We start from the raw sequence: 25,385 nt of genomic DNA on the forward strand, positions 1-25,385 counted from the left end.
ACGATCGAAATCGTCCCTATCCCTAAATGTGCTGTTATTATAGCATATTTCCCTATTATTTACTTGTCCTTTTTCGTTGCGTGGCGTTCTTCGAGCACACCCGTCACTTCTTTGAAATCGACTTTCTGTTCCTGCAGCAAGACGAGCAGATGATATAAAAGGTCTGCACTTTCCGTCGCCAGTTCGCGGGCATCGCGATTCTTGGCGGCGATAATGACTTCCGCCGCTTCTTCCCCGACTTTCTTGCAGATTTTATCGACGCCTTCCTCGAACAAATAGGTCGTATAGGCGCCTTCCGGCATATCCGTTTCGCGTTGTTTGATCAACGCGCTGAGCTCTGTGATCATGTCCATTGCTGAAGCCGCGCGTTCCCCAGCCAAAGTTTCATGGAAGCAGCTCGTCTCGCCCGTATGGCAGGCCGGGCCGTTCGGGATTACTTCATAAATCAAAGAATCGCCGTCGCAATCGATTTGCACGGATTGGACGCGCTGTGTATGGCCGCTGGTCGCGCCTTTATTCCAAAGTTCCTGCCGGCTTCTTGAGTACAGCCAGGTTTCTTTCGTGTCGATCGTGCGCTTGACCGCTTCCTCGTTGGCATAAGCCAATGTCAGCACTTGCTTTGTAGTTGCATCCTGCAATATGACGGGCACTAACCCGTTTTCATCGTATTTCACATTCGTCACCGGACATTCACTCCTTCTTCCCGCAGATACTGTTTCACTTCTCTGACGCTCGTTTCTTTATAATGGAAAATCGATGCCGCAAGCGCCGCATCAGCATCGGCTTGTTCGAATACTTCCTTGAAATGTTCACGGTTTCCTGCGCCGCCGCTTGCGATGACAGGCACTTCCACGGCTTCGCGCACCGCTTTTGTCAGCGCGACGTCGAACCCGTCTTTTTGGCCATCGCTGTCCATGCTGGTCAAAAGCAGTTCCCCGGCACCCAGAGCGACCGCTTTTTTCGCCCATTCGACAGCATCCCATTCGGTCCGGTTGCGGCCTCCGTGCGTATAGACATCCCAGCTATCGCCGTTTCTTTTCGCGTCGATCGCGACGACGATGCACTGTGCACCGAAGAAATCCGCGCCTTCTTTAATCAATTCCGGCCGGTCGAGCGCCGCTGTATTCAAGGAGACTTTATCCGCGCCTGCACGCAGCATGCGTTTCATATCATCAAGCGTCCGGATACCCCCGCCCACCGTAAAGGGAATCGATAGTTCAGTGGCGACAATACGCACCACTTCGATCATCGTTTCTTTCCCTTCGTGTGAAGCGGAAATGTCCAGGAAGACCAATTCGTCTGCGCCTTGTTCATCATAGAATTTGGCGAGTTCGACTGGGTCCCCCGCATCCCGCAGTTCGACGAAGCTGACGCCTTTGACGACGCGCCCTTCCTTGACGTCAAGGCATGGAATGATGCGTTTTGTCAACATGACAGCGCCTCCTCGAGTGTAAATCGGTTTTCATATAGCGCTTTGCCGATGATGAGTCCGGCAATCGGGCTGTCACCCGCCGCTTGCTTGACCTTTCTCACATCATCGAGCGTCCCGATGCCGCCCGACACGATGACTTCAGACGAGGAATCGCCCACAAGTTTCCGGTTCGCTTCGATATTCGGGCCGGCAAGCGTGCCGTCTGTCGAAATATCGGTGTAGATGAAATGCTTCGCCCCTTTTGAAGCAAAATAAGCAGCCACTTCAGATGCCGGCTTATGGGAAGTTTCGATCCATCCTTCTGTCGCCGCCATGCCGTCTTTCGCATCGATCCCGATAACAATCCGTTCTGCGCCGAACTCCTCGATGAATGACGCGACCAGTTCGGGTTCCCTTACGGCCAAGCTTCCGATAATGACACGGGAAACTCCATTCGATAAATAATGGTTGATGTCTTCGCGGCTGCGGATACCGCCGCCCACTTGGATGTTGGCATTGAGCTTCGCCGCTTCGATGACCACTTGATCGTTGATGCGGCTGCCGTCTTTCGCGCCGTCTAAATCGACCATATGGATCCACTTAGCCCCGGCTTCCACAAAACTTTTCGCCATTTCAACGGGCGAATCCGCATAGACAGTCTCCTGGCCATAATCACCTTGGAACAAGCGGACGCATTTTCCGCCCCTCAAGTCGATCGCCGGATAAATTTGAAATTCACTCATGGAAATCCCCCCTGACATTTGCAATCCACTGCGCCAATAAATAATGCCCGAACTCGCCCGATTTTTCCGGATGGAATTGCATCCCCGTAATCAATCCGCCGCCGACAACACCCGGCACTTCAAGCCCGCCGTATTCAGCTGTCGCGAAGACTTCTGCACGATCCGTCTCCATCGCCAAAAACGAGTGGACAAAATAAACATGTGTGTCTTCAAGTAGATCTTCAAGCCAATAAGGCCTGTTCACGAAGTTCAGGCGGTTCCATCCCATATGCGGGATGCGGTAATCCCCTTTCGGAAAGCGCCGGATATGGCCCTTCAATAAACCAAGCCCATTGACCGGCCTGCCTTCTTCACTGTCTTCATATAATAATTGCATGCCGAGGCAAATCCCGAGCAAAGGGATCTTCCGCTCCGGAAGCGAACGGATGAACCCGGCTAAACCTTTTTCCTCCAAGCGCTTCATCGCATCCGGAAATGCGCCGACACCTGGAAGCAAGATTGCATCCGCTTCCGCCAAGACTTCTGCGTCATCTGAAGTGATAACGGTGCAATCCAGTTTTTTCAATGCCTGTTCAACGCTGAATAAATTACCCATACCGTAATCAATGATGCCGACAATCATGTTAAAAGCCCCTTTGTCGACGGGACGCCCTCTACACGCGGGTCGATCATCGTCGCGTCGTCGAGCGCTCGTGCTAGCGCCTTGAAGACCGCTTCGATGATGTGGTGCGTATTGCGCCCATAATGGACGATGACGTGGACGTTCATGCGTGATTCCAACGCAAACTTCCATAGGAATTCATGGACGAGTTCCGTATCGAATGCGCCGACTTTGGCGTTCGGGATATCTCCCCGGAATTCTAGGTGAGGACGGTTCGAGCAATCGATGACCACTTGCGCGAGCGCATCGTCCATCGGCACAAAGGCGTTGCCGTAGCGGCGCAAGCCTTTTTTATCGCCCAAAGCTTCAAGCACTGCCTGGCCAAGGACGATCCCGATGTCTTCTGTCGTGTGGTGGTCATCGATATGGGTATCGCCATTTGCGTGGATACGCCCGTCAAATTGCCCGTGCTTGATGAAAAGGTCCAGCATATGGTCCATGAATGGCACCCCTGTATTGATATCCGCCTGCCCTTTTCCATCGAGTGAGAAGCTGACGGCAATTTCCGTTTCATTGGTTTTTCGCGTAATGTCCGATTTCCTCATGATTGACTCTCCTTTTTCCAAGCGCGCGATTCGACTGCACGTGCGTGTGCTTCGAGGCCTTCCAGCCGTGCGAGCCTTGCAATTTTCTCTTGGTTTTCACGCCATGCCTGCTCGCTGTAATGGACGATGCTCGTCCGTTTAACAAAATCATAGACGGACAATGCGCTTGAAAAGCGCGCTGTGCTATTGGTCGGCAAGACATGGTTCGTGCCGGCAAAATAATCGCCGATCGGTTCCGATGAATAACGGCCGATAAAAATCGCGCCGGCGTGATCGATTTGTTCCGCTACCGCTTCCGCATCTTCTGTCATGATCTCCAAATGCTCTGGAGCCAATTGATTGGCAGCGTTGATCAATTCAGCGCGGCTGTCCGCCACATAAATAGCGCCGTGGTCACGGATTGAAGCCGCGGCAATCGCTTCGCGCGGCAAAGTCGCCACTTGGCTTGCCACTTGCGCTGCGACTTGTTCTGCAAGCGCACGGCTCTCTGTCAATAATACAGCACTTGCGAGCGGGTCGTGTTCAGCTTGGGATAATAAATCCGCCGCCACTTCATCCGCATAGGCGCTGTCATCGGCAATGATGGCGATTTCGCTCGGCCCTGCGATCATATCGATCGCCACATCGCCGTTCACTTCGCGTTTGGCGAGCGCTACGAAAATATTGCCCGGTCCTGTGATCTTATCGACTGGCCGGATCGTCTCGGTACCGTAAGCAAGCGCCGCGATTGCCTGAGCCCCGCCCGTTTTGTATAATTCATCGATTCCAAGGATATGCGCCGCAACGAGCACACCATCCGACAAGTTTCCATCGCTGTCCGGGGGCGAGGTGACGACGATGCGCCCGACTCCCGCCACTTGTGCCGGAATGACGTTCATCAACACAGAGGACGGGTAGGCGGCCGTACCGCCCGGAACGTAAAGTCCGGCCGATTCAATCGGCGTAACGCGCTGTGCGACATAGGACCCGTCTGCCCGGTCATGCCGGTAGCCTTGTTGCTGTTGGCCTTCATGATAGCTGCGGATATTTTGTGCCGCTTCTGTCAGGTCGGCGAGTAACTGAGGATCGAAACGCTCGGCTGCCTGCCGGATTTCCTCTTGCGTCACCTTTAATGCGGACAGCTCCGCTTTATCCCATTTTTTCGCAAAGCGCAGCAAAGCTGCATCGCCTTCAGCCCTTACCGCTTCAATGATTTCTTTTACCGCTTGCAGTTGCTGTTCCGTGCCGTCGGCTAATTGGCGACGAATCGACAACTCGTCTGTCAGGCGCTGGATTTTCATCGTCCCACCTGCTCCCGCAGTTTATCGACCATTTCCGTAATGCGCCTCTGCTTCAGGCGGTAGCTGACGGGATTCGCGATCAGGCGCGACGTGATGTCAGCGATTTTTTCGTATTCGACCAGCCCATTGTCTTTCAAGGTGCGGCCGGTCGACACGATATCGACAATGCGGTCTGACAAGCCGATCAGCGGCGCCAACTCGATTGAGCCGTTCAATTCGATGATCTCGACTTGTTCACCTTTGCTGCGGTAATAATGCGAAGCCACCGCCGGGTATTTCGTTGCAATCCGCGGTGTCACTTCATCCATTTCCGTATCCGGCAAGCCGGCGGTCGCGATATAGCATGCGCTGATGCCAAGGTCCAATAATTCGTGTACGTCTCTATCGTGCTCGAGCAAGACATCTTTTCCGGCAATGCCGATATCCGCCACACCGTGTTCGACATAAGTCGGCACATCCATCGGTTTCGCGAGGATGAATCGGAATTTCTCATTCGGCGCTTCGACGATCAGCTTGCGCGAGTCGTCGAGCTCTTTCGGCAGATCATAGCCCGCTCCGACCAATAGCTCGTATGCTTCTTCAAAAATCCTGCCCTTGGGCATGGCGATCGTCAATTCATCCATTTTGCAGTTCCTCCCCTCTGATGACTTCGGTGAACAAGGCAGTGAACGGCTCAAGCGCTTTAACGGCCGGTGCGTACTGCATGGTCACACGCTTCCCTGACGCCCTTAATTGCTGCGCTTTATCGAATGCATCTTGCTCGCTGTGTTCATCGAACAGGATCAATGTGTGCGGTTCCTCCGCTTCTTTGGCCGAAATCGATTCGAGCAGGCGGTCGACCCGCAAGCCGAATCCGGTCGCGCCGACCTGCAAGCCAAACTGTTCCATCAAGCCATCATAGCGGCCGCCGCTGCCTAATGGAAACCCGCTGCCGGCTCCATAGAACTCGAACACCAAGCCGGTGTAATAAGTCATGTGGCTGCTGAAGGAGATATCAAAAGTGATCGCATCCCCAAGCCCATTGCGCCCGAGCAGCTCTTCAAGGCGCTCCATGTCGCGGTAAAGCTCCCGTTGTTCTTCATTTTCTTCATTGATCCATAATTTCCAATCCGCTACCGTTGTTGCCTGCATCAATTTCAGGAACGATGCCAGTTTGCCTTCAGGGATCGGCAGCTCTTCTGCCAGTTGTTCAACCCCCACGCCGTTCTTGGCGACAAACAACTCTCTCACTTTGCCGCTTTGTTCCGCATCCAGCCCGAAATCTGCCAAGATAAGCCCCAGCAGCCTCGTGTGGCCGATAACGATGCGGGCTGAACCGATCCCCAATTCCTTCAGGATATCCCAAGCCAGGCTGATCACTTCTGCGTCTGCATATAAAGAATCATCGCCGATCAATTCGACACCCATCTGCTCGAATTCCGCAGGGCGGCCGCCTTCACGCTTTTGCGCGCGGAACACATTGGAGTAATAGCCGAGGCGGATCGGCATTTTCTCGCGCAATAATTTCGAGGCCGCCACACGCGCGATCGGTGATGTCATATCCGGCCGCAAGACGAGCGTCTTACCTTGGCTGTCGAGAAGCTTGAAAAGTGCGTCATCTGAAATGGCGGAAATCTTTCCGATCGTTTCGTAATATTCTAAAGTCGGCGTCTGCAGCAGTTCATAGCCTGCCCGCTCGATTAGTTCAGTGCCTTGTTTTCTCAATACCGCTTTTTGCTTTGTAATTAAAGGAAAATCGTCACGCATGCCTAATGGTTTTTCAAACATTTCGATGGTCATCGTTGAACACTTCCTATTATCGGTTATTTCACTTTAGTTCGCTAGAGTGATGAATCGTTAAAGTGATTCTTATTTTAGCGCAAGCCGCTTTGGCCCGTCAAGCAAGGACAATAAAAAATCCCGAAAGCATTGAGCTTTCAGGATTTTGCTTATCGACCGGCCATTTCTTCGGCTGTATAGATGATTTTCATCGGATTGCCGCCGACAAAAGCCCCAGCCGGTACATCTTTATGGACGAGCGTGGCAGCGGAGACGATGGCGCCGTCCCCAATCTTGATGCCGGGCAAAATCGTACTGTTTGCTCCGATCATGACACGGTCGCCGATCAAGACGTCGCCGAGCCGGTATTCCTCAATCAAGTATTCATGTGCAAGAATGGTCGTATTATAGCCAATGACGGTATTCGCCCCGACCTGTATGCGCTCCGGAAACATGACATCCGGCATGACCATCAGCGCAAACGAAGTTTCCTTCCCGATTTTCATCCCAAGAAATTGGCGATACAGCCAATTTTTCATCGGCAAAAAAGGTGTGTAACGAGCGGTCTGGATAACCAAAAAGTTTTTCGCTACTTTCCAGAACGGCACGGTTTTGTAGATATGCCAAAGCGAATTTGCCCCTTCAACAGGATATCGCTCAGTGCGTCTCATTTAATGCCCACTTTCGTCAATTCCAATAGGTCGGTAATATGCTGTAGCATGAAATCCGGTTCAAAACTGGATAGGAACTCTTCTCCTTTGGCAGACCATGCCACCCCTGCCGTCCGGACGCCGGCATTTTTTCCTCCTTCGATATCGTGTGAATTATCGCCGATCATCAAGGCTTCTTGCTGATCCGCTTCCAATAAGCGCAAGGCCAGTTCAAGCGGTTCCGGATGCGGCTTCGGGTCCTGCACATGATCCAAAGCCACCAAGGCATCGAACACATCGTGTACACCCATCAACTTCAAGCCGTGCAAAATCGTTTCTTCACGCTTCGTGGAAACGATCGCCATCTTCAAGCCTCTGGATTTCAAGGTCCGCAAAGTTTCTGCAACCCCGTCGTACTCAGATACCAATTCGTCATGGAGCGTCCGGTTCAAACGGCGGTATTGATCGCTCAGTTCACTGACTTTGCCCGGTGCGATTTTCGTAAAAGTCTGTTCCAATGAAGGCCCGATGAAATGCAAGACATCTTCCCGCCCGTATTCACCGGGGAAATGTTCACCAAGCACAGACAGGAATGTCTGGATGATCAATTCGTTCGTATCGAGCAAGGTTCCGTCAAAATCAAACAGTAAAGCCGTTATGTCCTTGTTCATGTGGAGACCACTTCCTTCCGATTGTCTTCAGCCCGCCGCCATAGATAAGAGATGAATATCGTCAAGGCGAGGGCGGTAATGACCCGAATCAGCAGCAGCGGCCAGATCGGGATGCCGAGCGGGATGAATATCAGCGTATCTTCGACGATCGCATGGCATGCCACCAGGAAGATAAAGGCGAGCGTCGCATCTTTGCGGCTGACGCCGTCTTCCTGAACTGCCTGGATCATGACCCCTGCGCCCATCGCCAAACCGAAAATCAATCCGGAGGCGAGCGTCAATGAGGTGTTTTTTTCAACGCCGATCAGCCGTGTGAGCGGCCCCATCATACTCGAGATTTTCTGCAAATAATGGCGGTCTTTCAATACTTGAATCATCAGCATCAAGGGGATGACGATCATCGCCAGTTGAAGCACGCCAAAACTCGCCTTCTCCAAGCCAAGCAAGAAGATGCCCAGCCACGTTTCCGGAGCAGCGGCAACTTCAGGAGCAAAGCCGTATTGCGCAATTTCCCCGCCGCCCGACCAAAACAGGTTGATCAAGATGCCGGACAAAGCCGCAAGACCGAAACGCACCACGAGGACGACCCATAGCCGGACACCGACTTTCAGGGCGACACCGGTTTCGATGAAGATGTTATGGGAAAACGATAACATGACGGCAAGGATGAATACTTCCTTCACGGTCAGTTCAAGCGATAGAATCCCTGCGATCCCGGCATACAGATTGAGCGCGTTCCCGAGCACGAGCGGCACGGCCGCTTCGCCGCTGAGGCCGAAGATACCCATGACCGGTGCCACTAAATCGATGACAAATGGCAGTACCGGCGTGAATTGCAGCATGGTGACGAGCAAAGTGATCGGAAAAATGATTTTTCCGAGTGACCACGTAGTCTTTAAACCGGCTTTCAAGCCATTTTTCACTGTCGACATTCAATCTCTTCTTTCCTAATTATTTATCCAAATAGCGCGGCGGGTTTTTGATGGCCACCCGCCGGTAGATGATGAATGCAAGCCCGATGACGATCGCGATGACCGACACCAGCTGGGCGGCGCGCAATTCGCCGATGACGTATAGACTGTCGGTGCGCATTCCTTCGATGAAAAAGCGGCCGACTGAATACCAGATCATATAGAAGAAGAACATTTCTCCGCGCACCAGATTGACTTTCCTGAGCAAGAGCAAAATGATGATTCCTGCCAAGCTCCACATCGATTCATAAAGGAAGGTCGGGTGGTAATAAGCACCATCTATGTACATATGATTGATAATCCAATCGGGGATGAACAGATTCTCAAGAAATTGGCGCGATACTTCTCCGCCGTGCGCTTCCTGGTTGATGAAATTGCCCCAGCGCCCAATGGCCTGCCCGATCAAAATGCTCGGCGCCAAGATATCGGCCACTTTCAGGAATGGGGTGTTGCGGCGTTTCGTGAATACATAAGCGACAATCACCGAAGCGATCAGCGCGCCGTGTATCGCAATCCCGCCATTCCAGATCGCAATGATTTGGGCGGGCTGGTCTTTGTAATTTTCCCATTCGAACATGACGTAATAAATACGGGCGCCGACTATAGCGAGCGGTACAGCCCAGATCAATAAATCGGTCAAGTAATCCGGATGCAATCCGCGTTTGACCATTTCTTTCTGGCCGACAAGAAATGCAATGACGATGCCGGTTGCGATAATGACACCATACCAACGGACATCGATCGGCCCGAGCGAAAATGCCACCGGATCGATGGCAGCTAAAACTGAATACATGTAATGCACCTTCCCGTTCGCTTAATTTGTATCCTGCGCGATGACATCATCAAGCCGCTTGGAGAATTCCTCAGCAGCGTTGACCCCCATGCGTTTCAGGCGGTAGTTCATCGCGGCTACTTCGATAATGACGGAAAGGTTGCGTCCTGGCCGCACAGGAATCGTCAGCTTCGTCAATTCCGTATCGATAATTTTCATCGTCTCTTCCTCTAAGCCGAGGCGGTCGTAGGTTTTTTCCGGATCCCAAAGCTCAAGGTCGATGATAAGTGAAATCCGCTTGAAATTGCGTACGGCACTTGCGCCGAATAAAGTCATGATGTCAATGATGCCGACACCGCGGATTTCGAGCAGGTATTCGATCAGCTTCGGCGGATGCCCGACAAGCGTGCTTTCGCCTTCTTGGCGGATTTCCACGCAATCATCCGCCACGAGGCGATGGCCTTTCTTGACGAGTTCCAATGCGGTTTCACTTTTCCCGACGCCGCTTTTCCCGGTAATGAGCACGCCGATTCCGTAAATATCGACCAGCACCCCGTGTACAGCAGTTGTCGGGGCCAGCCGGCTTTCCAGGAAGTTTGTCAGCAAACTTGAGAACCGGGTGGTCGTCATGTTCGTCCCGAGCACGGGCACATGTTTTTCGGAAGAGGCAATGACCAACTCCTCCGGCACCTCGACGCCATGGGAGACGATGATCGCCGGCGTGTCATCCGTACACAATTTCATCATCCGGTCAAGCCGTTCCTCCGGTTTCAGCATGGCGAAAAACGACAATTCCGTTTTCCCCAGCAATTGCATGCGATTCGCTGGATAATGGGTGAAATAGCCTGCCATTTCCAAGCCTGGCCTTGAAATATCACTGATGGCAATGTGCCGCCCAATACCTTCCTGGCCGCTGATCAGTTTCAAGCCAAACGTATCCATCACTTGTTTTACTGTTACTTGTCCCATAGTTTTCCCTCATTCCCCCGGCAGTGTAAATGAATTTTCCAAATAATTCCTTCATTCTGCATTCGGTTTCTATTTATTTTAACATGGAAAAAAAGAAATTGAAGAATTTCGTCCCCTTTCTCCCCCATTCCTTCTATATAAGGAGTGAAGGGGGAATGTTAGATGAAGATTATCATTGATGCAGGACACGGGCCGGGGACGATCGGAAAACGGACGCCGGACGGCAGGATGCGTGAATTCCATTTCAACAACGCCGTCGCTGAAGAAGTGAAAAAGCGCTTGGCGGCAGATGGCTATACAGTGTTGTTCAGCCATCAGCAAGACCGCGATGTCCCTTTAAGGGAACGGACGAGCTTTGCCAATCGGTCTGGCGCCGATCTTTTGGTATCGATTCACGCGAATGCAGCAGGAAATAGCTTTAACCCGGCACAAGGAATCGAAAGCTTTATTTACCCGGCAGCCCCTGCACGCACTCGTAAATTCGGCCAGTTACTCCAGGAATCATTGATCCTATCGACCGGCCGTAAAGACCGCGGATTGAAAACAGCGGACTTCGCCATGCTGCGGGACACCATCATGCCGGCCGTCCTTGTCGAGTGCGGATTCATGACCCATAAGCACGAAGCGGCTTTGCTGCAATCGGAGGAATATCGCAAGCGTTGCGCCCGCGCCATCAGCTTCGCCATCACCTGCATGGAACCATAACCCGAAAAAGCCCAGTGGAGGAAATTCTCCACTGGGCTTTTTCTATACGGTTCAGTCGATTGTCAGATAACGCACGAGGATGGAACCGGTTTTGGTTTCGCCATACACGAGCAACGGCCCCCCTGCAGACTCCACATCCCCGCTTTTCGAGAAATGCATTTTCTTTTGCATGAACTGGCCTTGTTCGTGGCTGCTGTTAATATCCGGCAGCATGATATCCATGCGGCCAAGGTTTGAAGAAACTTCCCCTCTTAGCGCCAAATGCTGCGGGATGTAAATCTCTACATTACCTGCCAAGGTTTTCGCTTCGAGCTTTTTCGCTTCTTTGCTGCGCGTCGTCGCGACCACATTGCCGTTCAAGGACTTCGCATCGATGTCTTCGATATCCCCATCGATATAAATGCGCCCATTCAAGGTTTCCGCTTCGGCTTCACGGCCTTTCACTTCCATCATCTGGATTGGGCCATTAGCCGTTTCAAGCTCGGCTTCTTCGAATTGGATGGTTTTCAAGTCAATCTTGCCGTTTGCGGTTTTGACTTTGATCAAGGCGGAATCGATGCGCTTCATCGTGAATCCGCCATTGAACAAGCGGACAACAACTTGCTCGAATGCCGCTGCCGGAACATACAAGACGATATTCACTTGAGTCGTTTTCATATCGCTGATGATGCGCAATTTGCGGTCATCCGCGATGAATACGAATTTATCGAGGAAATCCTGTTTTGCCTGTTCCGGAGATTCTGAACGGAATGCCTTGACGCTGCATTCTGCACGGATCGAACCGTCCTGTGAAGGGAAAATTTCCAGTTGCCCGTTGGCGATGTCGGCAATGATCGTATGGAGTTCCGCGCTTTCTTCCGTAAAAGTGTGTTCAAAACGTGCGGCTTCACCGAATGGCGAATCGAATTCCATCGTTTTCAACTTGTCGGCGGATGTCTGCATGAAATGCATCATCCGGTCGCCGAGTTCGTTGAAATCCTTGGACATGTTCTTGGAGAAATCCTTCGAAAAGTCTTTCGTAAACTTTTTGAACATGTCTTCCGGGCGGAAGAATCCACGCTTGCCGCGCGAACTGCGATAGGTTTCACGCCCATAATCTTTCGAAGCATTGCCCGTCTCCCCGCCATCGATGGCTTTCAATAGCTCAACCGCTTCGCGTGCCGAGATCGTGCCATTTTCAACCATGTCCAAAATGCGTTCTTTTTCACTTTGCATATCGTTTGGCCTCCTCTTCGGATTTCCGCCTTCGCAGAAATTCCTGTTCTACTTTAATGATACGTTTAGGCAGAAGGAAAGTTTCACTTCGCTTTTCTTTTCTTCGCGCTTGCTTTCCCGACAAGCTCTTTCATGCGCGCACGGTCCCGTTCGAGGATCGGCTTCAAGTACCGTCCGGTATACGAGCCGCTGGTATTTGCGATATCTTCAGGCGTACCGGTCGCCACAATGGTCCCGCCTTTGTCTCCGCCTTCCGGCCCCAAATCAATGAGGTAATCAGCCGTCTTGATGACATCGAGATTGTGTTCGATCGTCAGGACGGTATCCCCATTTTCGACGAGCCGCTGCAGCACTTTCAACAAGCGTGAAATATCATCGGCATGAAGGCCCGTCGTCGGCTCGTCCAATATATAGAACGATTTGCCGTTCGAGCGCTTGTGCAGTTCGGAAGCGAGTTTGACGCGTTGTGCTTCCCCTCCCGACAATGTCGTCGCCGGCTGGCCAAGCGTGACATAGCCCAGCCCGACATCGACGATTGTCTTCAGTTTCCGGTTGATTTTCGGGATATTCTCAAAGAATGAATACGCATCTTCCGCTGTCATTTCCAATACATCGGCGATGTTTTTGTCCTTGTATTTGACTTCCAAGGTTTCGCGGTTATAGCGTTTGCCGTGGCAGACTTCACAAGGCACATAGACATCCGGAAGGAAATGCATCTCGATTTTGATGATGCCGTCCCCGCGACATGCTTCGCAGCGGCCGCCTTTGACGTTGAAACTGAAACGGCCTTTTTTATAGCCGCGCACTTTCGCTTCATTGGTCGTGGCATAGACATCCCGGATATCATCGAACACGCCCGTATAGGTCGCCGGGTTGGATCGCGGCGTGCGCCCGATTGGCGATTGGTCGATGTCGATGACTTTTTCCAGTTCTTCGATGCCTTCTATGGATTTGTGGTGGCCTGGCTTGATCCGTGCGCGGTTAAGCTTCTGCGCCAATGATTTATAGAGGATCTCGTTGACCAAGGTACTTTTCCCGGATCCTGAAACGCCTGTCACCGCGGTGAACACGCCAATCGGGATGTCGACGTCGACATTCTTCAGATTGTTTTCCGACGCTCCGCGGATGGAAATCTTCCGGCCGTCCGGTTTTCTGCGTTCGCCAGGGAGCGGAATGAATTTTTTTCCGCTCAAATATTGTCCTGTCAACGATTTCCTGTTTTTCATCACTTTCTCCGGCGTTCCGGCAGCGATGATCTCCCCGCCGTGCACGCCGGCTCCAGGGCCGACATCGATCAGGTAATCCGCTGCCATCATCGTATCTTCGTCATGCTCGACGACGATGAGCGTATTGCCGATATCGCGCATATTTTTCAATGTGCTGATGAGGCGGTCATTGTCACGCTGGTGCAAACCGATCGACGGTTCATCGAGGATGTACAAGACTCCTGTCAGTCGCGAGCCGATTTGCGTCGCAAGCCGGATGCGCTGTGCTTCGCCGCCGGATAAGGTGCCCGATGCCCTGTTCAAGGTCAGGTAATCCAAGCCGACATTGATCAGGAAGCCGACCCGCTCCTGGATTTCACGCAGGATCATATGGGCAATCTGGCGGTCTTTCTCCGATAGCGTCAAGCTGTCGAAAAACTCTTGTGCCTCGGTAATCGAATACTCGACCACTTCACCGATATGGAGATTATTAACCTTGACTGCCAATGACTCCGGCTTCAAGCGGTAGCCTGAACATGTGGGGCATGGCTGCTGGCCCATGAATTTCTCCATCATGTCACGAATATAATCGGAACTGGTTTCCCGGTAGCGCCGGTCGACATTTGCGAGCACCCCTTCGAAGAAAATATGGCTGTCGCGGATCTTTCCGTAATCATTTTCATAACGGAAACGGATTTTTTCGTTATCGGAACCGTGCAGGATGATGTTCACCTGGTCTTCAGGCAATTCTTTCATCGGCACGTCCATTTCAATTCCGAAATGGTTGCATACTGCCTGTAGCAATTGCGGGTAGTATTGGGAACTGGTTGGGCGCCACGGGGCTATGGCATGATCCGCGAGGCTGACATCCCAGTCCGGAATGACCAGTTCAGGGTCGACTTCCAGCTTCATTCCAAGTCCGTCGCATTCAGGGCATGCCCCGAATGGCGAGTTGAATGAAAACATGCGCGGCTCCAATTCACCGATGGAAAATCCGCAGATCGGGCAGGCATGATGTTCGCTGAACAGTAATTCCTCTTCGTCCATGACGTCCACCAGCACACGGCCTTCCCCAAGGCGCAAGGCCGACTCCAGTGAGTCGCTCAAGCGCGGGGCGATTCCGTCTTTCATGATGACGCGGTCAATAACCACTTCAATGGAATGTTTTTTGTTTTTATCGAGCGAAATATCGTCATCCAAATCGATGAGTTCGCCGTTGACGCGGACACGGACATATCCCTGCTTTTTAATGTCCTCCAGCAGTTTCACGTGCGTGCCTTTACGCCCGGATACAAGCGGCGCCAATACTTGCATGCGCGTCCGCTCCGGATATTCAACTAGGCGGTCGACCATCTGTTCCACCGTCTGCGATGAAATCTCGATGCCATGGTTCGGGCAGATCGGCTTGCCGATCCGCGCATACATGAGCCGGATATAATCGTAGATTTCCGTCACGGTCGCTACGGTCGATCTCGGGTTTTTGCTTGTCGTCTTCTGGTCGATTGAAATCGCCGGGGACAAACCTTCGATCAAATCGACGTCGGGTTTGTCCATCTGGCCGAGAAATTGCCGGGCATAAGATGACAAGGACTCAACGTAGCGGCGCTGGCCTTCCGCATAGATCGTATCGAACGCCAGGGACGATTTCCCCGATCCCGATAAACCGGTCATGACGACCAGCTTATCGCGCGGTATTTTAACGTCGATGTTTTTTAAATTATGGGCACGTGCGCCTTGTATGCGTATCTCTTGGTTTTTCAAGTGCTATCATCCTTCCGCTTTCAATTCCAATACCGTATCACGCAGCTCTGCGGCACGTTCGAAATCGAGCGCTTTCGCCGCTTCTTTCATTTCCTTCTCGAGCAAAGTAATGAGTTTCATGCGGTCCTCTTTTTTGAGTTTCTTGCCTTCGACCGCTTTGCTGACGTACTCTTCCGCTTCTTCCGCTGCTTCTGTTGCGCGGATGACGTCGCGGATTTGTTTCTTTATAGTGACCGGCGTGATGCCGTGTTCTTCATTATAAGCCGCCTGGATGGTGCGGCGGCGGGTCGTTTCGTCGATCGCTTTTTGCATTGAATCCGTGATCCGGTCGGCATACATGATGACCTGGCCGTTTTCATTCCGGGCGGCACGCCCCATCGTCTGGATCAGGGAACGTTCAGAACGGAGGAAACCTTCCTTATCGGCATCAAGGATCGTCACTAATGACACTTCTGGGATATCGAGCCCTTCACGCAGCAAGTTGATGCCGACCAGCACATCATACACGCCCATCCGCAATTCGCGAATGATCTCGATGCGCTCGAGCGTCTTGATCTCGGAATGCAGGTAATTGACTTTGACGCCCGCTTCTTTCAGGTAATTCGTCAAGTCCTCTGACATTTTCTTCGTCAGGGTCGTGACCAATACCCGCTCCCCGCGCTCTTTACGCTGTTGGATTTCGTCCATGAGATCATCGATTTGCCCTTCGATCGGCCGCACTTCGATCTCGGGATCGAGCAACCCTGTAGGACGGATGATCTGCTCGACCATTTCCGGTGTATGTTCGAGTTCATAAGGGCCGGGCGTCGCTGAGACGAACACCGCCTGGTGGATATGCTCCTCGAACTCATCGAATGTCAGCGGGCGGTTATCCATGGCAGACGGCAAACGGAAGCCATGGTCGACGAGCACTTTTTTGCGCGCCTGGTCACCGTTGAACATGCCGCGGACTTGCGGCAAGGTGACGTGGCTTTCGTCGACGACCAGCAGGAAATCATCCGGGAAGTAATCGATCAATGTATAAGGCTGTGCGCCTGCCGGACGCAGCGTCAGGTGGCGGGAATAATTTTCGATGCCCGAGCAGAAGCCCATTTCGCGCATCATTTCCAGGTCATAGCGGGTGCGCTGTTCAAGGCGCTGCGCTTCAAGCAATTTATCTTCCGCGCGCATTTCCTTCAGTCGTTCTTCCAGTTCCGCTTCGATATTTTCGATGGCTCTGACCATCTTGTCTTCCCGCGTAACAAAGTGGGACGCCGGGAAAATGGCGACGTGTTCGCGGTCGCCGATGATTTCCCCTGTCAAGGCGTCGACTTCCCGGATGCGGTCGATTTCATCGCCGAAAAATTCCACACGCAAACAGCGCTCATCGCGCGATGCCGGGAAGATTTCGACCACATCTCCGCGGACGCGGAACGTCCCGCGGATGAAATTGATGTCGTTTCGTTCATATTGCACATCGACCAATTTGCGGAGCAGCTGGTTGCGCTCAATTTCCATTCCTTTGCGCAACGAGACCACGAGTTCCCGATACTCTTTCGGGGAACCGAGGCCGTAGATGCAGGAAACGGAAGCGATGACGATGACATCATCGCGCTCGAATAAGGAACTGGTCGCTGAGTGGCGCAGTTTATCGATTTCATCATTGATACTCGCATCTTTTTCGATGAATGTATCTGATTGCGGCACATAGGCCTCCGGCTGATAATAATCGTAATAGCTGACGAAATATTCTACGGCATTGTCAGGGAAAAATTCCTTGAACTCGCTATAGAGCTGGCCAGCCAATGTCTTGTTATGGGCCATGACCAATGTCGGTTTCTTCACTTGCTGGATGACATTTGACATCGTATATGTTTTCCCTGTACCGGTCGCACCGAGCAAGGTCTGGAACCGCTTGCCGTCGATGATGCCTTGGGTTAATTGGGCAATGGCTTCCGGTTGGTCGCCCGCCGGTTCATAAGGAGCTTGCAAATTGAATTCATTTTTCATGGATATGTCCTCCCGTGTTTTCACTACTTCTACTTTAACATATGCCCTAAAATTCCCCTAACAAAAAGCGAACGTATGTTTTTTTATAGGAATCATCAATTGTTCGCCTCTTTGCATGACAGGTTTTCCCCTCTACCGAAGCACGACTGCCTCGATCAAGGCACAAAAAAACCGCCCGGATTTTCTCCGGGCGGTCCTTTTATTCTTCTTCCCGCTTCAGCTCTTGCAGCTGTGCAGTATATGTGTCGAAAGATTTGCGGTCGTTATGATCCAGGGCTTCGTCGATAAGTGCCAGCAATTGCGCTTCCTGCTGTTCGCGGTGAACATGCTTCAAGAACAGATCCAGGTAGATCTCATTCAGCAGCTTTTCCGCTTCCGTGATCTTTTTCGTTTGAGCCATCGCTTTCATGAAGTCAGCATAAGAATAATAGTTTTCCATTCTTCTTCACCCCGAATGCTTTTCATTAGTATACACGAAAGCGCAAGAAAGAAGCAAGAGTTTTTTGAAAATTACAACGAGATTGAAAAAATAATTTTTTCGAAAAATAATTATTGTGTATTTTCCATTTTTTATTATAATAATGTATGTAAAGTAAATTTAGGGGGTAAATATTCATGGGTAAGAAGAATCAATATCCCGTCTCTTATACGATTTGCAGCAATACATACGCATTGCTCCCGTATGTGGACGGCCACCGGCTCTTGACAAGAGTCATCGAAGACCGCAGCGAATTCCTGGTGGAGGAGTCAGTCTATAAAATCGTGGCGAAATCCTGCTCTTTCTATCGCGGCTCCCTCGCCAGCGCAACACTCTACGCTCAAAAAGCGATTGGCGTAAAGCATAAACCGCCGATCATCGTCGGCGAGTATTACGGCAACCCATTGATTTTCTTTCCTACCCACTCTCCGAAAAACAAGGATTCCATCTGGTTCAATTTCGATGCCATCGACTTGATTGCTGCGGATGACAGCGGGCGGGGCAGTTTAGTATCGCTCAGCAACGGCGTCGCCGTCCCTGCAGACATCTCTCCCATTGCGCTCCGGAACCAGCATTCCTTCACCGGGTCTTTGCGCCGCTACTTCAAGAAGGCACAGCGCGTCCACAACCATCGCATGAATTATGTGACGAAACGGGCGTTCCCGCCGCGCAGCCAGCAGCCGCTGGATTAAAGTGTTTTAGCGGCCGCGGACAGGTAAAGCCTCAATAATTCTTCAACGGCATTTTTCAGACGGATATTCAAATAGCGGCGATGGTCTTCATAGCCGCCATGGCAGAATACATATTCCGAGAAATTGTCGTCTTTACTTCCCCGCCTCACCTTCATGCCATTGGCCCTCATCAATTCAGTTGTTTCGGCCAGGTCGCCCCTCGCCCTCTCTATCGCCCGGTCCAGCAGTTCCACATAAGGGGCTTTCAGTTTGAAAGGGCTTTTCCTGATCCACTCGCGATCCCGTTCCAAAATGAGGAGCACCATCGGCAATTGCACCCGCTTCTCAAACACGGCTATTTCCGCCCTTGAAATCAGGGGCATTTCCTCACCCCCTAGTTAATAGGAACAAGTGTTCTTGTTTTCATTTTAACCGGGAATCCGGAAATTGCAAGAGCCGCCAGCTAAAAAAGGCGGTTTTCGCAGGTTCATTGTCACTGCCGGTCCAGGCGAGATTTACCGGCCAATTAAAAAACCGCCTCTCGGGATGCATGTCCAAACATGCACTCCGGTAAGGCGGTTTTTTGTCTACCTGATGGCACGGAACGCCCACAGGGAGCCGACGAAAAACACCGACGAAACCCAAAGGAACGGTTCATGCCAGAACCAGACGGATAATGAAATTCCCGAGAACGACAATAGCGAGAAGATGCCGGCAAACATCCGGCTCTGCAGATTGCGCTGATGCTCGCGCTCCCGGCCTTCCCTGTTCTCCAAGTAATGGCGTATGCGTTCGGGTTCATCCAGGAAGTTGATGAGTTTTTTCGGAAATGCCCGCGCCGGCCCTGTGGAATTAAGGATCCAGCGGAAGACGTCTTCTTTCCCGAAGATCCCTTTCCCTTCCCGCTTGGTCGAAGCCCATTCCAGGACGCGCGGCCGTGCCAGCGCGAAGAGATCGACATTCGGGTCCAATACATGCAAGACACCGACGAAAATCGAGGTTGCCCGCCCGAAAAAGGCGAATTCGGCTGGCAGCTGCACCGGCTGTGTGCGGACAATGTCCTGCATGTCTTTCAATAACCGTTCGACGACAAAACTGTCCATCTGCATCAACTCATTCGATTCGTAAGCCGCGACCAGCCGCTCAACCGCATCCGCCAATAAGTCGCGGTCGGCATTCGGCAGCAGGAAACGCAGATCCTCCAAGCCATCGAGCACTTGTTCATAATTCTTGAACAGGATGCCTTCTGCAATCAACAGAATCGCTTGCGAATCACGCTCCGAGATCGTGCCGATCATGCCGAAATCAATCAGCACGATGGTGCCGTCCGGTTTCAACAGGATATTGCCGCCATGCGGGTCGGCATGGAACTGGCCGCCGTAGAGCACTTGCTCCAAGAACAGGATGAACAACCGCTCGGAAATTTCGTGGCGATTGAGGCCATGCTCTTCGATAAAGCTGATGTCGGTGATTCTCGCGCCCTCGATCCATTCCATCACCAATACGCGGCGCGTGGTGTATTCATCGTAATAGACCGGGATGTGGACGCCGTTCATTTCCGCGAAGCGGTCCGCAAAAGCGCGCCCGTTCTGAAGTTCCCTGACGAAGTTCAGTTCAGCACCGATCGTCTCGGTCATCTCGACATATAATTGGTCAAAATCGACTTGCTTCGTGAACGGAGTGAATTTCTTCGCGAGCCAGATGACGATGCGCATCGCCTGGAAATCAGCGCGGATGATCCGGTCGGTTCCCGGGCGCTGGACTTTGACAGCGACTTCGGTGCCGTTTTTCAAGCGGCCCTTGAACACTTCGCCGATGGACGCGGAAGCGATGGCCTGATCCGATAATTCATCCAGATAATTTCCATGCTCGACATTCCATTCCTGTTCGAGCACTTCGATGATGTCTTTTCGCGGCACGGATGGCACGCGGTCCGTCAAACCCTCGAGCTCCGCCAAGAAGCTCGGCGGCATGATATCCGCGCGGGTCGACAGGAATTGGCCCAATTTGATCATCAAGCCGCCCAGTTTGAGCGCCAGTTCCTTGTATTCTTTTGCCTGCCGGGTGACGAGCTCATTCCAGCGCTGTTCGACCACTGGAGTCCACTTGCCCCGATTGCGCCTTTGGAAAAGTGCCACTTGGAAATAAAATCGGATCGCCATGGAAACGATGCGGTAAATACGGAGATATGTAACCTGGTTCATGAATGAGCTCCCCCCTGTTGTTCCCATTATAGAGTTTGGTGACAGATTAGTCCAAAAAGTGGTATGTTTTTAATGGATGGATTATCAAAGGGGGATGGATATGGAAACGATTCATTATGAACAAAAAGGACATTTGGCATTTATCACATTGAACCGGCCGGATGCGATGAATGCATTCAATTACGATATGCTCGCAGAACTCGGCCAAGTCGCTGAAGCGATCCGCATCAATCCGGATATCCGGGTCGTCGTCTTCACCGGTGCCGGCGACAAGGCTTTCAGTGTAGGGGCCGATTTGAAGGAACGGAAAACCTTGACGCAGGACCAGGTCAAGCGCAATATCTATAAAATCGGCGAAGTGTTCACGACCATCGAAAACTTGCCGCAACCGACAATCGCCATGATCAACGGCTATGCGTTCGGCGGCGGCATGGAGCTCGCCTTGGCATGTGATTTCCGCATCGCGGCGGACGATACATTGCTCGGGTTGACTGAAACGAGCCTTGCGATCATCCCGGGCGCCGGCGGCACGCAGCGCCTCCCGAGATTGATCGGCGAAGCGAAAGCGATGGAACTGATCCTGACGGCGCGCCGCTTGAAATCTTCGGAGGCACTTGATTACGGGCTTGTCACCCGCATTGCCGGAAGCAGTGATTTGGCGCAAGTGACGGGCGAATTTGCGGATTCGATCCTGGCCAACGGGCCGATCGCACTGCAACAGGCCAAATTCGCCATCAAAAACGGCATGAACGCCGATATGCAGACAGGGCTTCAAATCGAACGTAAAGCATACGAAATCACCATCCCGACAGAAGACCGAGTGGAGGCGCTACTCGCGTTCGGCGAGAAACGCAAACCGGAATTCAAGGGACGCTAACCCAAAAAGCCAGGCGGAGCAATTGCTCCGCCTGGCTTTTTTACATAATTACAGTCGCTTCATCCACCCGGCAATCTCCTCCAAGCGCGCAAAACGCAAATTCGGTTTGCCGGTGCGTGACAGATTATGGTCTGCTTCCGGGAAACGGACGAACTCCGTTTCCTTATGCATGCTCTTCAAGGTGATGAACAATTGCTCCGCTTGTTCGACCGGGCAGCGATGGTCGTTTTCCGAATGCAAAATGAGCAGCGGCGTGTGGATGTCTTTCGCATATTTCAGCGGGGAATGCTCCCACAGCTTATCGACATTGTCCATGGTTGCCCCGTGCTGCCATTCACTGAAATAATAGCCAATGTCCGAAACGCCGGAAAAGGAAATCCAATTGCAGATCGAACGCTGGGTTACAGCCGCTTTGAAGCGGTCCGTATGCGAAACGATCCAGTTGGTCATGAACCCGCCATAGCTGCCGCCGGTCACGCCAAGCCGCCCTTTATCCACCCACCCGTTTTCTGCAAGAACATGGTCGAGCGCGCCCATGATGTCGCGGTAGTCCCCGCCGCCGTAATCGCCGCGCACGGCATCGACAAAACCTTGGCCGTAACCGTGGCTGCCGCGCGGATTGACATACAGGACGCCATAGCCATTGGCTGCAAGCACCTGCATTTCATGAACGAATGTATTGGCATACATCGCATGCGGCCCGCCGTGGATATTGACGACCAGCGGGTATTTTCCGCCCGGCTCGAATCCACGGGGCTTCATGAGCCAGCCATGTACTTCAAAACCATCTTCCGTTGTATGCGAAACGATTTCCGGTGCAATCAATTCCGTTTGTTCAAGGTAACTTGAATTACAGGAAGTCAACGCCTCACGTTCTCCTGTGGAAATGGCAAGTTTGTAGAGCTCACCGGGAGACACCGGGTCGCTGATGGCGGCAAGCGCAAAGTTGCCGTCTCTGGCAATGTCGTAGCCGTAGACATGCTCATCTTCCGGAGAAGCGGGATACACGGCGCCTTCAAGCGAAGCGAAATACAGGCGCACATCGCCTTCTGTAGACACTTGGAAGTACAAATGGCCATCTTTCGTCCAGATGACACCTGGCGCCTGCGCGCCTTGCTGATGGTCGGCAACCACGTAATCGCCGATTGGGGCATCTATGCCTTCTGTCAGGCATTGCGTCGTTTGATGTGCCACTTCATAAACATACAGTTCGGCGTGCGTGGCGTTTTCGTAGGCGCGTGAATGCCCGACAAACGCCACGCGTGCGTCGTCAAAGGAAAACGCGGCATTCCCGTAATATCCGTCTTGTTCGATGATGGCCGTTTCTTCCCCTGTTTCCAGATCGCGCAGGTAGAGCGACTGGCGGAAAACGAAATCCTGGTTTTCTTCTTTGGCCGATCCATACACCAGTTTCATGCCATCGTGGGAAATCGCTTCCAAGCCGCAGTGATAAGGCTCTTCCGTCAACTGCTCCACTTTCCCTGTTTCCAGGTCCACAAATCCGATCTGGCGGTGGCAGTCCTGCTTGACCAGCCCGTTACCGTCCATTTTGTATTTCATGATCGCCGTGCGGTAGGGTTCAGGCTTTTTCTTGTCGCCCTCTTTTTCCGGTTCTTGATCGGTGAAGGTTTTTCCGTCCTGCACCAGCGCGTTGACCCAGATTTTCTTATTGCAGGGAGACCAGCGGAAACTGCTTACCCCTTTTTCGAAATCGGTCACAGCGCGTGCTTCCCCGCCGCCTGACGGAAGGACGTATAATTGATTCTTGTCGTTGCGGTCGGATAAAAATGCGATGTGGCGTCCATCTGCTGACCAAGCCGGCTGGCTATTGCGGCTTTTGCCATAAGTCCAGGGAGCTGACTCACCGGTTTCCAGTGAAATATGGTATAGATGCGAATGATATGTATTTTCCTCTTCATCCATTTTCGTTTGGACAAATACCGCCCGTTTCCCGTCTGGTGAAATCTTCGGGTCAGTAACCGACACCAATTCGAGTAAATCTTCTATTTCAACAGCTTTTTTTGACACACGCTCAGCCTCCTGACTAACTATTTCGTTTTTCGTAGTAGTTGCCCTTTTACTATATAGATAATTATCTGTCTTTTCAATTGTAACTCTTTGGAAACTAGGCTGGTCCGCTTTCCTTTCTATCTAAATAAAACCGCTTCCCGCCGAAAGCGGAAAGCGGTTTTTGTTTATTTCTTTACAGCCTGGTCTTTCAGCGAACGGCGCAGGATTTTACCCGTCGTGTTTTTTGGCAATTCATCGAGAATCTCCATATGGCGCGGCACTTTGTATTTCGCCAAATGCTCAGCGCAATAAGCTTTCAGCTCATCGATGGAGACAGCATCTTCTTTCAACACAACATAAGCGTTGACCGATTCGCCAAAATCAGCATCGGGCAAACCGACAACTGCCGCTTCGACAATCGCCGGATGGGCGAATAGCACTTCTTCCACTTCGCGTGGATAGACATTATAGCCGCCGACGATGATCATGTCTTTCTTGCGGTCAACGATGTAGAAATAGCCTTCCTCATCGACTTTCGCCAGATCTCCCGTGTAGAGCCAGCCGTCTTTGATCGCCGCCTGGGTTTCCTCTGGCATTTTGTAATAGCCTTTCATGACGTTCGGCCCGCGGACAATCAATTCGCCCACTTCCCCGACCGGCACTTCATCGCCGAGTTCATTGACGACTTTGTTCTCGACATTGATGATCGACGTGCCGATCGACCCGGCCTTTCGTTCACGGTCGATCGGATTGAAACAAGTGACGGGCGACGCTTCGGATAAACCGTAACCTTCGGAGATCCGCACATTGAATTTGTCTTCGAAGTTATGCAGCAATGCGACAGGCATCGCAGACCCGCCGGAAATCGCCAAGCGCACAGAAGCGAAATCGGCCGGATCCACATCCGGCAATTGATACATAAAGTTGAACATGGTCGGAACGCCTGCAAAGACCGTAGCTTGTGACGCTTTTGTCGCGGCGAATACGTCTTGCGGCGTGAAGCGCGGAACGAGGACGATGGTTGCCCCTTGCATCAATGGGGCATTGACGACGACCGTCAAGGCAAACACGTGGAACACAGGTAGCGTCGCCACTACGCGGTCATCCGGCGTGATTTGAAGATACTCCGCGACGTCCCGGGCATTGGAATAGAGATTGCCGTGTGTCAGCATTGCGCCCTTCGGTTTTCCTGTCGTCCCGGATGTATAGAGAATGACGGCATTGTCATCCTGTGAAATGTCTGCTGTTCCGCCAAAAGCATCAGAAGCTGTAAGAAGCTGAGTGAACGAACGAACTTTTCCTTTGACTGCTTCCGGCAGTTGTGCCATTTTTTCAGCAGTCGATGGATCCGTCTCGCAAATGACGTATGTTTCCACTGCCGGCAAAGCCTGATGCGCTTTTTCCACAAGCGGCAGCAAAGCGTCGAGCGCTATGACTACTTTCGCGTCGCTATTATTGACGATGTAAGCGATTTCATCCGGGCTGTAGATTGGATTGACCGGAACAGCCGTAGCCCCCAGGCGCAAAGTGGCATATAGCGAAATGAGAAAATGCGGGGTGTTGCTTAAAAGAAATGCGACATGGTCCCCTTTTTCCACGCCGAGTTCCTGCAATGCACCAGCGAATTTCGATACCGATTGATCAAATTCGCCGTAAGTCGTGTCTTTGCCCATGAACGTATAGGCAACTCGTCCAGCTTCCTGTTGTGCAATTTCGTGAACACGTTCTCCCAAATTCATTGAATATCCCTCTTTCTGTTGAATGAATACTCATTCATATTTACTTTTTTCATTATAAAATAAATCTTCAGACAATACAACTACCCAGTAAAATTCCCCA

The 25,385-nt window shown here is 51.9% G+C and carries 24 protein-coding genes; 3 read left to right on the forward strand and 21 right to left on the reverse strand.

The window, feature by feature from the left end:
• Positions 1 to 59: 59 nt before the first annotated feature.
• The 13 genes from hisIE to hprK form a co-directional block, all read right to left on the reverse strand.
• A complete protein-coding gene (gene hisIE, locus DP119_RS12920; protein ID WP_112233566.1) occupies positions 60 to 683 on the reverse strand; it encodes a bifunctional phosphoribosyl-AMP cyclohydrolase/phosphoribosyl-ATP diphosphatase HisIE in 624 nt (207 codons plus the stop codon).
• Complete coding sequence (gene hisF / locus DP119_RS12925) at positions 680 to 1,432, reverse strand: imidazole glycerol phosphate synthase subunit HisF (RefSeq protein WP_112233567.1); 753 nt, start codon at positions 1,430 to 1,432, stop codon at positions 680 to 682. Before hisF ends, hisIE begins: the two co-directional genes overlap by 4 nt.
• A complete protein-coding gene (hisA, locus tag DP119_RS12930) occupies positions 1,426 to 2,154 on the reverse strand; it encodes a 1-(5-phosphoribosyl)-5-[(5-phosphoribosylamino)methylideneamino]imidazole-4-carboxamide isomerase (protein ID WP_112233568.1) in 729 nt (242 codons plus the stop codon). Before hisA ends, hisF begins: the two co-directional genes overlap by 7 nt.
• Positions 2,147 to 2,776 (reverse strand): imidazole glycerol phosphate synthase subunit HisH, encoded by a 630-nt coding sequence (hisH, locus tag DP119_RS12935; RefSeq protein WP_112233569.1) that lies wholly within the window; start codon positions 2,774 to 2,776, stop codon positions 2,147 to 2,149. The genes hisA and hisH overlap by 8 nt, the downstream gene beginning before the upstream one ends.
• Positions 2,773 to 3,360: an imidazoleglycerol-phosphate dehydratase HisB gene (gene hisB / locus DP119_RS12940; protein ID WP_249222073.1), complete on the reverse strand. Its 588-nt coding sequence runs from the start codon at positions 3,358 to 3,360 to the stop codon at positions 2,773 to 2,775. The genes hisH and hisB overlap by 4 nt, the downstream gene beginning before the upstream one ends.
• Positions 3,357 to 4,640 (reverse strand): histidinol dehydrogenase, encoded by a 1,284-nt coding sequence (gene hisD / locus DP119_RS12945; protein ID WP_112233570.1) that lies wholly within the window; start codon positions 4,638 to 4,640, stop codon positions 3,357 to 3,359. The genes hisB and hisD overlap by 4 nt, the downstream gene beginning before the upstream one ends.
• Entirely contained in the window at positions 4,637 to 5,263 is a 627-nt protein-coding gene (gene hisG, locus DP119_RS12950) for an ATP phosphoribosyltransferase (protein WP_112233571.1), read from the reverse strand. Before hisG ends, hisD begins: the two co-directional genes overlap by 4 nt.
• Positions 5,256 to 6,419 carry an ATP phosphoribosyltransferase regulatory subunit gene (locus DP119_RS12955; RefSeq protein WP_112233572.1) on the reverse strand — a complete coding sequence of 388 codons (1,164 nt, stop codon included), beginning with the start codon at positions 6,417 to 6,419 and terminating at the stop codon, positions 5,256 to 5,258. Before DP119_RS12955 ends, hisG begins: the two co-directional genes overlap by 8 nt.
• A gap of 149 nt (positions 6,420 to 6,568) precedes the next feature.
• Positions 6,569 to 7,069, reverse strand: coding sequence for an acyltransferase (locus tag DP119_RS12960; RefSeq protein WP_112233573.1), 501 nt, complete (start codon positions 7,067 to 7,069; stop codon positions 6,569 to 6,571).
• On the reverse strand, positions 7,066 to 7,719 hold the full coding sequence (gene ppaX / locus DP119_RS12965; RefSeq protein ID WP_112233574.1) for a pyrophosphatase PpaX: 654 nt from the start codon (positions 7,717 to 7,719) through the stop codon (positions 7,066 to 7,068). The genes DP119_RS12960 and ppaX overlap by 4 nt, the downstream gene beginning before the upstream one ends.
• Entirely contained in the window at positions 7,716 to 8,651 is a 936-nt protein-coding gene (locus tag DP119_RS12970; protein ID WP_112233575.1) for a nucleoside recognition domain-containing protein, read from the reverse strand. Before DP119_RS12970 ends, ppaX begins: the two co-directional genes overlap by 4 nt.
• Positions 8,652 to 8,670: 19 nt before the next feature.
• Positions 8,671 to 9,483, reverse strand: a complete 813-nt coding sequence (lgt, locus tag DP119_RS12975) for a prolipoprotein diacylglyceryl transferase (RefSeq protein WP_112233576.1) — start codon at positions 9,481 to 9,483, stop codon at positions 8,671 to 8,673.
• A gap of 21 nt (positions 9,484 to 9,504) precedes the next feature.
• Positions 9,505 to 10,431: an HPr(Ser) kinase/phosphatase gene (gene hprK, locus DP119_RS12980; protein WP_112233577.1), complete on the reverse strand. Its 927-nt coding sequence runs from the start codon at positions 10,429 to 10,431 to the stop codon at positions 9,505 to 9,507.
• A gap of 162 nt (positions 10,432 to 10,593) precedes the next feature.
• Between hprK and DP119_RS12985 the strand changes: the two genes are divergently transcribed.
• On the forward strand, positions 10,594 to 11,136 hold the full coding sequence (locus DP119_RS12985; protein WP_112233578.1) for an N-acetylmuramoyl-L-alanine amidase family protein: 543 nt from the start codon (positions 10,594 to 10,596) through the stop codon (positions 11,134 to 11,136).
• Between the two features lie 51 nt (positions 11,137 to 11,187).
• On the opposite strand, the gene DP119_RS12990 is transcribed toward DP119_RS12985, so the two are convergent.
• The 4 genes from DP119_RS12990 to DP119_RS13005 all read right to left on the reverse strand — a co-directional run bounded on the left by DP119_RS12990 (position 11,188) and on the right by DP119_RS13005 (position 17,745).
• A complete protein-coding gene (locus DP119_RS12990) occupies positions 11,188 to 12,351 on the reverse strand; it encodes a DUF4097 family beta strand repeat-containing protein (protein WP_112233579.1) in 1,164 nt (387 codons plus the stop codon).
• Positions 12,352 to 12,434: 83 nt separating this feature from the next.
• On the reverse strand, positions 12,435 to 15,317 hold the full coding sequence (uvrA, locus tag DP119_RS12995; RefSeq protein WP_112233580.1) for an excinuclease ABC subunit UvrA: 2,883 nt from the start codon (positions 15,315 to 15,317) through the stop codon (positions 12,435 to 12,437).
• A gap of 6 nt (positions 15,318 to 15,323) precedes the next feature.
• The gene (uvrB, locus tag DP119_RS13000) at positions 15,324 to 17,306 is read right to left on the reverse strand and encodes an excinuclease ABC subunit UvrB (protein ID WP_112233581.1); all 1,983 of its coding nucleotides are present in this window, start codon (positions 17,304 to 17,306) and stop codon (positions 15,324 to 15,326) included.
• A gap of 199 nt (positions 17,307 to 17,505) precedes the next feature.
• Positions 17,506 to 17,745, reverse strand: coding sequence for an IDEAL domain-containing protein (locus DP119_RS13005; RefSeq protein WP_068868697.1), 240 nt, complete (start codon positions 17,743 to 17,745; stop codon positions 17,506 to 17,508).
• A 176-nt stretch (positions 17,746 to 17,921) separates the two neighbouring features.
• Here DP119_RS13005 and DP119_RS13010 point away from each other — a divergent pair, with 176 nt between their 5' ends.
• Positions 17,922 to 18,476 carry a competence protein ComK gene (locus DP119_RS13010; protein WP_112233582.1) on the forward strand — a complete coding sequence of 185 codons (555 nt, stop codon included), beginning with the start codon at positions 17,922 to 17,924 and terminating at the stop codon, positions 18,474 to 18,476.
• Here DP119_RS13010 and DP119_RS13015 read toward each other — a convergent pair.
• Positions 18,473 to 18,838 (reverse strand): YhjD family protein, encoded by a 366-nt coding sequence (locus tag DP119_RS13015; RefSeq protein WP_112233583.1) that lies wholly within the window; start codon positions 18,836 to 18,838, stop codon positions 18,473 to 18,475. The genes DP119_RS13010 and DP119_RS13015 overlap by 4 nt on opposite strands.
• A gap of 204 nt (positions 18,839 to 19,042) precedes the next feature.
• Positions 19,043 to 20,659, reverse strand: a complete 1,617-nt coding sequence (locus DP119_RS13020) for an ABC1 kinase family protein (RefSeq protein WP_112233584.1) — start codon at positions 20,657 to 20,659, stop codon at positions 19,043 to 19,045.
• 100 nt (positions 20,660 to 20,759) lie between these two features.
• Here DP119_RS13020 and DP119_RS13025 point away from each other — a divergent pair, with 100 nt between their 5' ends.
• Positions 20,760 to 21,536, forward strand: coding sequence for an enoyl-CoA hydratase-related protein (locus DP119_RS13025; protein ID WP_112233585.1), 777 nt, complete (start codon positions 20,760 to 20,762; stop codon positions 21,534 to 21,536).
• A 48-nt stretch (positions 21,537 to 21,584) separates the two neighbouring features.
• Here DP119_RS13025 and DP119_RS13030 read toward each other — a convergent pair whose 3' ends face one another.
• A complete protein-coding gene (locus DP119_RS13030; protein WP_112233586.1) occupies positions 21,585 to 23,564 on the reverse strand; it encodes a S9 family peptidase in 1,980 nt (659 codons plus the stop codon).
• A 167-nt stretch (positions 23,565 to 23,731) separates the two neighbouring features.
• A complete protein-coding gene (locus DP119_RS13035; protein ID WP_112233587.1) occupies positions 23,732 to 25,285 on the reverse strand; it encodes a fatty acid--CoA ligase family protein in 1,554 nt (517 codons plus the stop codon).
• Positions 25,286 to 25,385 lie beyond the last annotated feature (100 nt).

Source organism: Planococcus maitriensis (genome assembly GCF_003289925.1).
Taxonomy (GTDB): Bacteria; Bacillota; Bacilli; order Bacillales_A; family Planococcaceae; genus Planococcus; species Planococcus maitriensis.